Source organism: Psychrobacter sp. 1Y6, from assembly GCF_052258385.2.
GTDB lineage: Bacteria > Pseudomonadota > Gammaproteobacteria > Pseudomonadales > Moraxellaceae > Psychrobacter.
In genome coordinates this window covers 186,452-199,264 of sequence record NZ_JBQQEW020000001.1, presented here as the reverse complement: position 1 = coordinate 199,264, position 12,813 = coordinate 186,452, and the positions used below count along the sequence as shown (strand labels likewise).

Annotated in this window: 12 protein-coding genes and 1 tRNA gene; 5 read left to right on the top strand and 8 right to left on the bottom strand. The window is 43.4% G+C overall.

The annotated features are described in order from the left end of the window. The first annotated feature begins 27 nt into the window (after positions 1–27). From ACTXGF_RS14465 to amtB, 3 genes are all read left to right on the top strand, one after another. On the top strand, positions 28–882 hold the full coding sequence (locus ACTXGF_RS14465; RefSeq protein WP_102092102.1) for a universal stress protein: 855 nt from the start codon (positions 28–30) through the stop codon (positions 880–882). Between the two features lie 479 nt (positions 883–1,361). Beyond that, positions 1,362–1,700: a P-II family nitrogen regulator gene (locus tag ACTXGF_RS14460; protein ID WP_010197981.1), complete on the top strand. Its 339-nt coding sequence runs from the start codon at positions 1,362–1,364 to the stop codon at positions 1,698–1,700. 107 nt (positions 1,701–1,807) lie between these two features. Next, on the top strand, positions 1,808–3,070 hold the full coding sequence (gene amtB / locus ACTXGF_RS14455) for an ammonium transporter AmtB (protein WP_057762031.1): 1,263 nt from the start codon (positions 1,808–1,810) through the stop codon (positions 3,068–3,070). 193 nt (positions 3,071–3,263) lie between these two features. Here the strand turns inward: amtB and ACTXGF_RS14450 are convergent, their stop codons facing one another. From ACTXGF_RS14450 to ACTXGF_RS14440, 3 genes are all read right to left on the bottom strand, one after another. Further along, positions 3,264–3,647, bottom strand: coding sequence for a DUF2147 domain-containing protein (locus ACTXGF_RS14450; RefSeq protein WP_057762037.1), 384 nt, complete (start codon positions 3,645–3,647; stop codon positions 3,264–3,266). A 261-nt stretch (positions 3,648–3,908) separates the two neighbouring features. Beyond that, positions 3,909–4,172 (bottom strand): hypothetical protein, encoded by a 264-nt coding sequence (locus tag ACTXGF_RS14445; protein ID WP_057762038.1) that lies wholly within the window; start codon positions 4,170–4,172, stop codon positions 3,909–3,911. Positions 4,173–4,242: 70 nt separating this feature from the next. Beyond that, positions 4,243–5,091, bottom strand: coding sequence for a DNA/RNA non-specific endonuclease (locus ACTXGF_RS14440; protein WP_443535011.1), 849 nt, complete (start codon positions 5,089–5,091; stop codon positions 4,243–4,245). A 174-nt stretch (positions 5,092–5,265) separates the two neighbouring features. Here ACTXGF_RS14440 and ACTXGF_RS14435 point away from each other — a divergent pair. Then, positions 5,266–5,356, top strand: a tRNA-Ser gene (locus ACTXGF_RS14435). A 500-nt stretch (positions 5,357–5,856) separates the two neighbouring features. Next, positions 5,857–6,576 carry a hypothetical protein gene (locus ACTXGF_RS14430; RefSeq protein WP_443535012.1) on the top strand — a complete coding sequence of 240 codons (720 nt, stop codon included), beginning with the start codon at positions 5,857–5,859 and terminating at the stop codon, positions 6,574–6,576. Between the two features lie 95 nt (positions 6,577–6,671). Here ACTXGF_RS14430 and ACTXGF_RS14425 read toward each other — a convergent pair whose 3' ends face one another. The 5 genes from ACTXGF_RS14425 to ACTXGF_RS14405 form a co-directional block, all read right to left on the bottom strand. Continuing rightward, the gene (locus ACTXGF_RS14425; protein WP_201569271.1) at positions 6,672–6,968 is read right to left on the bottom strand and encodes a hypothetical protein; all 297 of its coding nucleotides are present in this window, start codon (positions 6,966–6,968) and stop codon (positions 6,672–6,674) included. A gap of 379 nt (positions 6,969–7,347) precedes the next feature. Then, positions 7,348–8,295, bottom strand: a complete 948-nt coding sequence (locus tag ACTXGF_RS14420; RefSeq protein WP_443535014.1) for a putative RNA methyltransferase — start codon at positions 8,293–8,295, stop codon at positions 7,348–7,350. Positions 8,296–8,434: 139 nt separating this feature from the next. Beyond that, a complete protein-coding gene (gene mraY / locus ACTXGF_RS14415) occupies positions 8,435–9,553 on the bottom strand; it encodes a phospho-N-acetylmuramoyl-pentapeptide-transferase (RefSeq protein ID WP_057762045.1) in 1,119 nt (372 codons plus the stop codon). 3 nt (positions 9,554–9,556) lie between these two features. After that, positions 9,557–11,005, bottom strand: coding sequence for a UDP-N-acetylmuramoyl-tripeptide--D-alanyl-D-alanine ligase (locus tag ACTXGF_RS14410; RefSeq protein WP_443535016.1), 1,449 nt, complete (start codon positions 11,003–11,005; stop codon positions 9,557–9,559). 82 nt (positions 11,006–11,087) lie between these two features. After that, positions 11,088–12,803: a UDP-N-acetylmuramoyl-L-alanyl-D-glutamate--2,6-diaminopimelate ligase gene (locus ACTXGF_RS14405; RefSeq protein WP_443535018.1), complete on the bottom strand. Its 1,716-nt coding sequence runs from the start codon at positions 12,801–12,803 to the stop codon at positions 11,088–11,090. Positions 12,804–12,813: the final 10 nt, after the last annotated feature.

The following is a 12,813-nucleotide window of genomic DNA, read 5'->3' as shown; positions in this document are numbered from 1 at the left end:
TTATTATTAAAATGATGTGGTCGTTTTATGAGTAATTTAAAACCAGATAGTGTGATTGCTTGCTTGGACTGTCCTGATCATGTTCAAGCGGTACTAGAAGCTAGTATGTGGGCTTCTATTCGCCTGCGCGCGCCTGTTGGCTTATTGCACTCGATGCCAAGCTTGCAGCAAAAAGCCGCTATTAATTATTCTGGTTGCCTCAATATTGATGACGAAAACGCTTTGCTCGAACAGTTCACATCCAAAGAGCATCTGAGTAACTGTGAGCTAAAAGCACAGGGCCGACTGTTACTATCTCAAGCGACCTCGTATTGTGAGCAACAACGCCATAAGCTAAAGACATATACACTACATCGTCATGAGAACCTCAACCAAAGCATTGATTACGTCGATGACCAAGCACAATTGATTGTTATAGGTCATCATGTCACCTGTAAATCAACGCTGAGCCAACTCATTCGAGTCAGTCACTGCCCCATTTTGGTGACACATGCACCATTTTTGCCCCCTACTACCGCTTTATTTGCGTTTGATAACAGTCCAACGTGCCATAAACTACTAAATTGGCTGTGTAAAACGCCACTGGTGCGTGCACTAACAGTTCATATTGTGATGGTTGGCAAGGAAACTTCTGATAACTGTGATGCGTTGCGTGAAGCCTATGCCAAGCTCAAACAGGCGGGTATCAAATCCAAAAAGACATTGCTTGACTGCCGTGATGTCGCGGCAGCTTTGAACTACTATCAAAACCAACATGATATCGGTTTACTTATGACTGGGGCTTTTGGCCAATCTCGTCTACGCGAATTACTACAAGGTAGCGACACTAAAAAGCTATTGGTCAGCACAAAAACCCCTTATCTACTATTTCCTAAAGCCTAACGACATATATATAAACAAGCCCAAACCCTTTATCTACCTAAGCGCCGGGGTCTGACTACTATGTTAGGCTCTGCCGCTTATCTCTATTTTCTCTCTACCTTTCCGCCATTCATCTTTGATACGCTTGCATGAAACGGCCAAGCTAACGACCAAACTCAAGTTAGCAAATCGTCACATGAAATAAAGGGATAGCTTCCCCAAGCACTCAAAAAGTTGGTTATAATAAAGTTTTCGTTAACCAAACGCTAAAGATTGATTCACCTTTATTATGCTTGTAGCAATGGCTCTAATCGTTGCATCGTAGCCCATACTCTATATTACTACTGTCATTACTTTTTAATGAACAACGCCAATTCTACCTCCCCCCTTGAGTAGGTTGGCACGGTTCTTGAATAACTTATAGTAAGCAAGGCAGAGATATGATGATGCACCATAGTACTTCTATCAATCTGCGGCATCACACAAATAAGGAATTTTTTATGAAGCTAATCACTGCGATCTTAAAACCGTTTAAGCTCGACGACGTGCGTGAAGCGCTTTCCGACATCGGTGTTAAAGGTGTCACTGTCACTGAAGTCAAAGGTTTCGGTCGTCAAAAAGGTCATACAGAGCTCTATCGCGGCGCAGAATACGTGGTGGACTTTTTACCTAAAGTAAAAGTCGAAGTCGCTGTGATCGACGAGATGGTTGAGCCCGCTATCGAGGCAATCACTCGTATCGCTAGCACTGGTAAGATTGGTGATGGCAAGATTTTCGTCACTGCACTTGAGCAAGTTATCCGCATCCGTACGGGTGAAACAGGACCTGACGCTATCTAAATTTGAAGACCTACCTACGGGCATAAACTTATAGGTACAGACTCTTACAGCATTTTTATCTATCGGTAATGCCGATATCTATATTATAAATTCAAGGGGGAATTTAAATGGAAAGTCAAATCTTTGAGCTCCAATATGCGCTCGATACGTTTTACTTTTTGATATGTGGTGCGTTGGTCATGTGGATGGCAGCAGGCTTCACTATGTTAGAGGCCGGACTGGTCCGATCAAAAAATACAGTCGAAATCTTAACCAAAAACGTCGCACTATTTGCAACGGCTAGTATCATGTATATGGTATGCGGCTATGCGATTATGTATGGTGGCGATTTATTCTTAAGCGGAATTGCAGGCGGTGATACGTTAGTAGAAGACGCCTTAGCAGCCTCTGCTGAAAATGGCTTCGGTGGCGACTCCGTCTACTCTGCCGCATCAGACTTTTTCTTCCAAGTGGTCTTCGTAGCGACCTGTATGTCAATCGTATCAGGTGCTGTTGCTGAGCGTATGAAACTGTGGTCATTCTTGTTGTTTGCTGTGGTCATGACTGGTGTTATCTACCCACTAGAAGGTAGCTGGACATGGGGCGGCAACGATGTCTTTGGCCTATTCAACCTAGGCGACATGGGCTTCTCTGACTTTGCAGGCTCTGGCATCGTGCATATGGCAGGTGCAGCAGCAGCTCTAGCAGGTGTATTGCTCTTAGGCTCACGTAAAGGTAAATATGGCCCTAATGGAGAGATACGCGCTATTCCTGGTGCTAACCTACCGTTGGCAGCACTCGGTACACTAATCTTGTGGATGGGTTGGTTCGGTTTCAACGGTGGTTCAGTGCTTAAATTAGGCGACATCGCTAGTGCTAATGCTGTTGCAATGGTATTTTTGAACACTAATGCTGCTGCTGCTGGTGGTGCTGTCGGTGCCTTAATCTTAGCTCGCATCATCTTTGGTAAAGCGGATCTAACCATGCTCCTAAACGGTGCATTAGCAGGTCTAGTTGCCATTACGGCTGAGCCTTCAACCCCTTCTGCATTACAAGCTACTATCTTTGGTGTTATTGCCGGTATCATTGTAGTGTTATCAATCTTAGCCTTAGACAAAATCAAGATTGATGATCCAGTGGGTGCAATCTCAGTTCATGGTGTGGTCGGTCTATTTGGTCTGCTAATTGTACCTATCACTAACCCAGCATCTACCTTTATCGGTCAGATTGTGGGCGCTGCAACCATCTTTGCTTGGGTATTCATTGCCAGCCTAGTGGTTTGGTCTATCATCAAGCTGGTTATCGGTCTACGTATCTCTGAAGAAGACGAGTACGAAGGTGCTGATATTGCAGAATGTGGTATGGAAGCTTACCCAGAATTTATAAGATAAGCTCCTTTTAAGTAAGCTAAAGATTGCTGTTAAATGCGCTGATACTACCTCCTGTAGTATCGGCGCTTATAATTTTAGTGTTTAGAAATCTCCCCTGTTGAAGCCATAAGCTTAAATCTAAAACGTAAAAAACCCGCGAGACCTTTCGGTAACGCGGGTTTTTTATGTATTACGCTGAAACTAGTCTTTTAGTTTATTTCTTTTTCCACTCTTGGCTACGAGAGAATGGGCCGATATAGCCTTTTAGCTTCAATGTGTTGCCACTTAAGCTTGCAGTCATACGATAGTCTTTACCTTTTGCTGGATCAGTAATCGTACCACCACTATATTTACCACCACCGTCAGCTTTTAGACCTCTAATAATAGTCGTACCAACGTGCTTTTTGCCTTTTGCAGTATTGGCAGCAATAAGAGTACCGGTCAGAACACCGTTTGACTCAGTGATTTTTACCGTACCTTTTGGTTCACCATCATCATATGTCTGCCAAGTAGTGTTGGCTAATGGGTCAGCGGCGAATGCCATGCTAGCAATACCAATACCAGCAACTGCTAAAGTGGTCTTTGTAAATAATTTCATAGATTGACTCCCTTCATACAATGATTACTCGAAACGTTATGTTTCTGTTGTCCTATGCTTATCCTTTGCTAGAACCTTTCATTACGAGCTTTACGGTTTCGACCTTTTTAAATGATAGTTACCATTACAACTTATAAGCTTTTGGTTAAAGATTCGAGCGACACAAGCGATGTCTTAACTCATTATAAGCAATTTTTAGGTTTTGCCTAGTAATTTTTTTACAGTTTCTTATTTCTGTAAAAATAAAACCATATCAAAGACTTATAGGAAAGGATTGTCGATATCTTTATCTAATTGGTCATCATTTTCCTTTGACTTAGCGTCATTCTTACTATATAGATTTTTATCTGCAAATGCTTGTACGATTTTCTCCGACAGCTCATGTAGCTGTTGGGCTTGCTCGTATCCTAACTCGTCAAAAGTGAGATCAATATCACCATATATAATAATCTTGTCTTTTTGATTTTCAATAACAAGATCACCAATCTGCATGCTTTGATGGTCGTTGGCGAATGGCTCAATCATTTAATTATCCTTATTATCAGTAACATTTATTTTTTTCAAAATGAGGTTATTTTTGGGTCTTACTGTCAAATTAAGCCTGCAACTGTGCAATTAACCATTCTAAAATAGCCCACACAAACAGCATCCACTCTGGCTCTTCTACTGGTGCCTCAGGGGTATCTGAGCTCTCACCTGCCTTCAATGGTAAATCAAACGCTTGAGATTTGGACTGACTATCTAGCATAGGCAATACATCGATACCAATCTCAGTGGTTAGCTCATCGATACTAATCACATCGATGCGTTCCGACTCATCATTTGGTGCGTAATACACGCCTGCTTGATTGGTTGCTGGGATATATACAGCTTTGAAGAAATGGCTAGGCACAAAGACACGATTAGCGAGCTGCTTGGTTTTTTTATCAGTAAATGCTACACCTGTGATGGTATACACCTCACCGTATTGCTGCGTTAAATACCGAGTGGCAGATTCGATATTACGCCAGATATAGCGATTGTTACGTGGTGACTGCGGGGCAATATTGGCTAAACTAAAACTATCATACTGCTGGCTGCGATTGGCCATATTGGCATTGGGTGCCAAATGCCCTCGATCATAGCCAGAACCTGAATAATCAGACAATGAGGCTCGTGCTGACTTTGGTAGCTTACTTTCTTCATGAAAGCTATCTTCACGATCAATCTGCTTAGCTTGTTGCAGACGTGTGCGATCGAGATATTCTGCTGACCATAGCGGTGTACGCGATACCCCTGAGTACATAACCGCAAAGCCATCCATGCATAATGCTTGTGTGTCTTTTTTTAGCTTGGTATTGGTAAATTCAGGATAAACACCACCATAAAAAGACTGGCTACACTGGGTTAGATCATCAGCGTGCGCTTGGGTAATACCCGTCGCGACAAGCAATACTGCCATCATCGCACTATTCTTACATCCGTACTTAAGCCTACTAAAACTTATCATTCAACTTTCAACCATTTATACTTGCCGTTACATACTTGCTATCCTAGCAGGCGCTTGCCAATAAAGAAAGATAGCGCGCAAGTCGTGACATTTTAAATGGTATCCGCTATACTTAGGCGTTCAAAAAACGGTGAAGTGGGTGAGTGGCTGAAACCGCACGCCTGGAAAGTGTGTATACGTTCATAGCGTATCGAGGGTTCGAATCCCTCCTTCACCGCCAATCTTATTCTGCTTAAGCAAAACCTCAGTTTTCTATCTTGTTCTACCCTTTTATACATACTCTTTATATTTTTTAACAGCTTAACAGTAAGACTTTCAGTCTATACTCATCCTCTGCTGCTGTCTGAAACATTCCTTTTGAGCCTCAATTTCATATGTCGTATGAGATCTAATAACTATATATCTAATTGAATAACACATTGATTGACCAAGCTAAAAATTTCTTACCGTGGGTTGAGAGTGACTCATAAAATGAGTAGATACTCTATTACGATTCGTTTTATTATCAGCTTAATTTTATCTCTAGACCCTTATACGAAAAGGCTTTGAGTTTTCCTGTGGCATTCAATCTAGCTTTGTATCTATATTTACCATCATTGCTATTCCGTACAAAAATGTAATCACAATAGGGTCTCTGACACTCGGCAGATGCCATTATCCAAAAATTGGATTATAGTAGATATCGGTAGTATTTATTTAAATAAACTAAAGGATACAACGATGAAAACACTAGGAATGTGTATCGCAGCAGGACTCGGATTGAGTGCTTGCGCTACTGGCATAGGCGGCACGGCAACAGGTAATACCAATCAAAATAACAACTCTGCTAACGTAGTCACTAAATACCCAGTTGAGACTGCCTTACTCAATATCTATACCAAACAACGTAGTGAAAAACTGGTCGCTACTGTGGGCGGCCAAAACGTAGCCGCAGATATTCAAATCACCCCTAAAGGCAGCATGCGCTTTAATAATAAAATGGTACAAGGCGCAGAAGTCAGCACAATCAACACAGTGAATCAGCAGATTACGGATCAGTCCGTCGCTATCAATTACTTTACGCTAAATCCATTGGTGTTCCATGGTTTTACGGATAGTACGGGTGAGTATTCAATCGCTAAACAAACGACTAGTATCCCTCAAATGGCTACTGTAGGCGACTCAAATCAGCTCATCACTGAAAACGTATATGCTGACAGCAGTATGCGTCAGAAAACCGCCACTTATAAGCAGGACTGGTCGCTCACACAAGATACAAATAACACGGCGTGGCTCTGTATAAAAACTTCAGGCAATCTACTTTTGACTTCTGATGCTGCAGGTACGTCTTCAGAGTGCTATAAAATCAATGCCAAAGGCGATGTTTTAAGTAGTAAAGTCACACTCACTCAGCCTAATAAAAGCGGCATATCCAAATCAATGACGTTTATCAGTCAGTAGCATTTGCTCAATTAGTAACGATCAATAGTGTCATATAAGAACAAAAAAAATAGCGCCTCATTAAGGCGCTATTTTTGGATAGTAAAATCGGGTTTTTACGAGCGACGGTCATGGTTATTTTTGTCATGATTGTTTTTGTCGTGGCTGTTTTTAGCATGAACATTTTTGGCTATTGCTTTGTGCTTAGCAGCCACTACGTTCGCTTTGTGATGTGACTTTGCTGCCTTAGCTTTGGCATGCTTATAGTTATTACTCGCTTTATTGCTGCTGTGTTTTTGTTGCTGTACTTGAGCTGAATGATGCTTATCAAAATTAGGTGCAGCATTGGCTTGACCCACCATCGACAAACAAGCAGTAGCGGCTAAAATCGAACTAACTAGTATCTTTTTCATCATTTTATTCCTTTGAATTCATATTTAGAGTCGTTATAGATAATTCACTTAGTGTTAAATGAACTATCGTGATAAAGCTTTACTCTATCGACAAAGAGAATGATAAATGGTTCTAGTATTAAGTAGATTTATGAAACTTGAAGAAAGGTTGCGATTGTTACGAGGGCATGCGTGCTCAAAGGCCTGTTAGGTATTGGCGTAATATTTGGTTAAATGATAGCGTATTTACGATTCATCGGTAAGCATCGTAGACAGGATATTTATAAAAACGCGAATGACTAGCTGATTGTTGAAGAATGCAAATACGGACACGGTGAAGTTGCTGCCTAATGTTTAAAACGAGCATAGCAATACCCCATACTGCTATGCTCTAAATGTGCTAAACAGACGTTTTCTGCAAAATATAAACCACAAACTTTGCATCTGTGCTAAATGCTGCTGTTTCTACAGCTGCCAGTAGTGCTTGCCTTTTTTCGCTGCGGGCACGGTACGCATAAGGTGTCATCGTCATCAAATCAGCCAAATCATCTGCGGATAATGTCAGATCCGTACTGACACGGCAGGTCTCAACCAACATAAAATATGGTGCCAATTCTTGCAAGAATTTGTCAGAATCATGCTCACGCACATCATCAAATAGCGCATCACGCATCGTTGCCAAATGCCCAACATCAGGTTTGGCAATAATCAGATAGCCACCATCCATCAATACATTATCAAATGCCTCGGGCAAAATGGGGCTAAAGATACTACTAATACCCGTCATACTGTGCGGGCGTAATGGTAGATGTGCAGCACTGGTCACTAATGGATAGACCGCTGTCGTCTTGGCAGTATCTTCTTTACGCGGCTGATACCATAGACGACCTGCTAGTTTACTGACTTTAGCCAGCTCAACCACTGCAGGCTTACTGATGTCAGCAGCTATCAGCGTATCTATAACATCCGAGCCCGTTTGCGCCATTGCCTGTGTGTAATAGCCTTCTCCGCAGCCAATATCGAGCCAATTGACCGGCTTGCTATCTTGCTTATCTATTAACTCATCGTTAGACAGCAACTCTGTCATTTTTTGGCTAATTAGTTTCTGGAGCGCTGCATAATGACCATGATTCAAAAACCGTTTACGCGCATCGATAGACTCTTGGCTATCACCGGGGGCTTTGGACTTTTTCTGTTGTACTGGCAGCAGGTTGACATAGCCTTGACGCGCCACATCAAAGGGATGTGAAGTCTGTTTGGGATGCAAACTACCATCACAGCGCCAAGTATCTGCGGCGGGCTGTAGCGGTGACTGACAAAGTGGACAAATAAATAAAGACACGGGCATCTCAAAGTGATAGCAATATGCTTCGCATTTTAACAAAATTCATGGGTCTTGAGCGACAAAAAGCCATCTCAATCATGATTGAAACGGCTTTTTGGATTTTTGCAAATTGATATCTATATAGATATTTGGCGGTTATAGCTTAACGCAGTTTTAGCGTCATTAACCCAAGGATGACAAGAATAATGGCAATAATCCAAAATCTCGCCACCACTTGCGTTTCTTTCCAGCCAATTTCTTCGAAATGATGATGCAGCGGTGCCATACGGAAGACGCGTTTTTTGCGCAGTTTGTACGAGCCAACTTGCAACATCACCGATAGCGCTTCTGCGACAAACAAACCGCCCATAATCGCGAAGGCAATCTCTTGACGGGTCATCACAGCGATAGTACCTAACATTGCACCCAATGCTAGCGCGCCAACATCACCCATAAAGACTTGTGCTGGATGCGCGTTGAACCATAAGAAACCAAGACCTGCTCCGACCATTGAGCCACAGACGATGATGACTTCGGAGTTATAAGGAATATAAGGCACATGCAAGTAGTCAGCAAAGCGTACATCGCCTGATACATAGGCCATCGCGCCCAAACCTGCAGCGACGAGAACAACTGGCAAAATCGCCAAACCATCCAAACCGTCGGTTAGGTTGACTGCGTTAGAAGCACCATTAATCACAAAATAGGTAAAGATGATAAAGCCAATACCAAATGGCACCGCTGAAAATGGAATCATCCAGTCTTTGAATACTGGCAATAGCAAATCCTGCATCTCGCGCGTGGTATTGATATCGGGTTGTAGCGTGGCGATATAATACAAAGACACACCGACAAACAGTGCGCCCATAGATAACCAAAAATACTTTTTGCGAGCGATTAAGCCTTTTGGATCTTTGTACTTAATTTTTAGCCAATCATCAGCCCAACCTACGGCACCGAAGATAACCATAACCACGAGCAAAATCCAAACATAAGGATTGTTTAATCGTGCCCATAGTAGCGTCGATATGCCAATGGCGCTTAGGATCAATACCCCGCCCATGGTTGGCGTACCAGTCTTAGCCAAATGCGATTGAGGCCCATCATTACGAATGGCCTGACCATATTTGAGCGAACGTAGGTGCCGAATGACACGGCCACCAAACATCATGCTAAACATAAGGGCGGTAACAACGGCAAGCAATGCTCGCAGTGTCAACGAAGAAACCGCAGAAAACGGCGTATAATACTGGCCAAGCCAGCCGAACAACCAAACTAACACCGCCTACTCCTCTACTAGCGCATGAATAAGTGTTTCCATTCCCATGGAACGAGAGCCTTTGAACAACACAGTACAAGGCTTAGCTTGTTGCGCTTGCAAATACGGCTGTAAATACTGTAATAAACTGTCTTTGTCGGCAAAAGCATGAGCACTGATATCAGATACCTCTTGTGCACCCGCAACGGTATAAGGGGCATATTCGCCAACACAAAGCAGCACGTTGATACCTGTAGTCGCAATAGTACGGCCCAAGCTCTGATGCTCACTAATAGCCGCCTCTCCTAGCTCACCGATATCGCCCAATACCATAACTTGCGTACCTGTTTGCGCAGCCAATACTTTGGCGGCGGCACGTACTGAATGAGGGTTGGCATTATAAGTATCATCAATAAGACGATGCATACCAAGTATCTGACTATTTAGACGACCTTTAGCAGGACGCGCATTTTCGAGCCCAATGACAATGTCGCTCACCTCAATATTCAGCGCATGTGCACAGGCAGCAGCGGCCAAGGCATTATTGACATTGTGCTCACCTGCCAATGGCAAGTTGATATCATGGACTTGGTTACCGATATGTAGCTTAAATTCACTACGCTCAGGCTCTACGTCTAAATGGCTTGCGCTTACATCCGTATTACCAAAGCCAATCACATGTGAGGTATGCTTTTCAGCGATACGACGCAACTGATTGGTAAAATCATCCTTATCGGGAACGATTGCAAACTGTGCGTCCGTCAACGTATGGTAAATCTCAGCCTTGGTTTGGCAGATGCCTTCACGGCTACCAAACTCACCCAAATGTGCTGTACCGATGTTTAAGATACAGGCCACATCAGGCTGAACAATTTCAGTCGTATAAGCAATCTCACCAATATGGTTTGCGCCCAACTCCAAAATAGCATAACGATGATGATCTGATAGCTCAAGCAACATCATTGGTACACCCAAATCGTTATTGAGGTTACCACGAGTGATCAAGGTCGGTGCCAATCTACCAAAAATACTGCCTAGCATTTCTTTGCAAGTAGTCTTACCACTAGAACCCGTAATAGCAATCACGGTTAAATCTGTATGCTGCTGACGACGATACGCTGCCAATTGACCTAGCGCCAAACGGGTATCGCTGACCACCAATTGCGGAATAGCATTTGGGCCGGACAACGAGATAGGACGCGAGACAACAGCGGCAACAGCGCCTTTTGATATTGCTGTCTCGATATAATCGTGACCATCGAAATTATCGCCGCTTAACGCCAAAAATATATCACCTGGCTTTATCGTGCGGGTATCAGTGGCTATACGCTTACTGGACAAGGCAGTCTGCTCTGCTGTATGGCCTTGTGGTAGTTGCCACTGCCCATCGAGCGATGCGGTCGCTGCGAGCATATTGTCCATTTGCCAGACGTAGAGCCCTTGCGTCTGGGCAGTATTATCGGTGTCGGCTGTCATAATGATTACCTTATATGATGACTACTTAATTTTTATATTTAATGATCAATTTTTACTAATGCATGTATCGCGAGTCAATCAACTATACACGGCCAGCTTGACTCAATGCCTGCTGCAAAATAACACTGTCATCGAAATCATAACGAACGTTGTTAATCTCTTGATAGGTCTCATGACCTTTGCCTGCGATGACCACGATATCATCCACACCTGAGTGACTAACTGCATATTCAACGGCTTTTTGGCGGGCAGGTTCAATATAGGTTCGTTGATATTGCTCAGCGGTCATACCAGCCTGCATATCTTGCAAAATTACATTTGGGTCTTCGGTGCGTGGATTATCCGCGGTCAAAACAACTTGATCGGCACCTGCCAGACCTGCTTGCGCCATCAATGGTCGCTTGCCTGCATCACGATCTCCGCCGCAACCAAATACTGCCCATAGCTGACCTTTACAGTGGGTTTTTAAGCTTGCCAGCACTTGGCTTAGCGCATCTGGAGTATGCGCATAATCAACGATAAAGCAGCCATCATTTGACGGTACACGCTGCATACGCCCAACCGCACCTTGCAACTGTGCAACAGCAGGCGCAATACGCTCGATATTCATAGCCAAGTCAGTATCAAGTGCTACGACGGCTGCTATCGCTGCGAGCAAATTGGCTACATTGAAGCGACCTAATAATGGACTGACAATCTCTATGTTGTCAGCTTTCTCATCACCAAAATCAGTACGCAGATTTATTTTGACGCCTTGCAGACTCGGCGTAATATCAGCGGCAACAAAAGTAGCAGCTTTTAATGAATCCAAACTGTATGTCCATACCGTCAAACCGCTAGCGTTTGCCGTATCTAACATAACCTGAGCGTGCTCATCATCGATGTTGATAATGGCATGGGTCAAATCTGGGAAATGCGCTTTATCAAATAGCTTGGCTTTGGCAGCGGCATATTCTGCCATATCAGCATGATAGTCTAAATGGTCACGACTCAAATTGGTATAAAGCGCTACAGTGACTGGCATCCCTTGTAGACGTTGCTGATCCAACCCATGAGAGCTAGCCTCTAATGCCAATATCTCAGCCTTTTCTGCTCCCATTTGATATAAGAACTGTTGGACAGCTAACGCATCGCCCGTGGTATGACTGGCTTGCACCAGAGCGCCAAGTCTACCATTACCTGCCGTACCCATCACCGCGCTACTCTGACCCATCATCTGAATAAGCTGTGCTACTAACTGGCTGATGGTTGTTTTACCATTCGTACCAGTCACCGCAACCACGGTCGGTAGGGTCACTGGCTGCTGATATTGCAGGCGCGCTTGAATTAAGCTACCCAAAAAGTCGCGAATATTAGGAACGTACAATACAGGGCATGGTAATGCTGCTAGTTGCTGAGGTGCATTAGCAATACTATCTGTCTGCGGTTCACTACTGGTATTTGAGTGATTGTTTGCTTCGCTAAGCAAAACGCTAGGGTCAATCTCTGAGAGAATAAACGCGGCTTGTTCAGCGGCTTGCAATAAATAATCGCGACTTTTTTCAGAATTGGCTGTTTGACTTTTTAACAGGACAAATACGTCATTCGCTTCCAATTGGCGATTATCCAAGCGAAACTGTTGAAAAGGAATATGGGCAATAGATTGAGCTTGATCTAAACTCGCTTGATTGGATGCTTCCTGAATCGATGTTGCTATCATCGCTGTAAGCTGCTCAGCCAGTTTTTGCTGCTGGCTTTTATTGGCATTTATAAGCTGTTGTAAAGTAACAGTAGCGCTATCTAGCGATGATATAGTCATAGATAAATCC

Bases quoted from the DNA above. Each gene is read 5' to 3' on its own strand.
- ACTXGF_RS14465 (WP_102092102.1), top strand. From the start codon at position 28: ATGAGTAATTTAAAACCAGATAGTGTGATTGCTTGCTTGGACTGTCCT.
- ACTXGF_RS14460 (WP_010197981.1), top strand. From the start codon at position 1,362: ATGAAGCTAATCACTGCGATCTTAAAACCGTTTAAGCTCGACGACGTG.
- amtB (WP_057762031.1), top strand. From the start codon at position 1,808: ATGGAAAGTCAAATCTTTGAGCTCCAATATGCGCTCGATACGTTTTAC.
- ACTXGF_RS14450 (WP_057762037.1), bottom strand. From the start codon at position 3,647: ATGAAATTATTTACAAAGACCACTTTAGCAGTTGCTGGTATTGGTATT.
- ACTXGF_RS14445 (WP_057762038.1), bottom strand. From the start codon at position 4,172: ATGATTGAGCCATTCGCCAACGACCATCAAAGCATGCAGATTGGTGAT.
- ACTXGF_RS14440 (WP_443535011.1), bottom strand. From the start codon at position 5,091: ATGATGGCAGTATTGCTTGTCGCGACGGGTATTACCCAAGCGCACGCT.
- ACTXGF_RS14430 (WP_443535012.1), top strand. From the start codon at position 5,857: ATGAAAACACTAGGAATGTGTATCGCAGCAGGACTCGGATTGAGTGCT.
- ACTXGF_RS14425 (WP_201569271.1), bottom strand. From the start codon at position 6,968: ATGAAAAAGATACTAGTTAGTTCGATTTTAGCCGCTACTGCTTGTTTG.
- ACTXGF_RS14420 (WP_443535014.1), bottom strand. From the start codon at position 8,295: ATGCCCGTGTCTTTATTTATTTGTCCACTTTGTCAGTCACCGCTACAG.
- ACTXGF_RS14410 (WP_443535016.1), bottom strand. From the start codon at position 11,005: ATGACAGCCGACACCGATAATACTGCCCAGACGCAAGGGCTCTACGTC.
- ACTXGF_RS14405 (WP_443535018.1), bottom strand. From the start codon at position 12,803: ATGACTATATCATCGCTAGATAGCGCTACTGTTACTTTACAACAGCTT.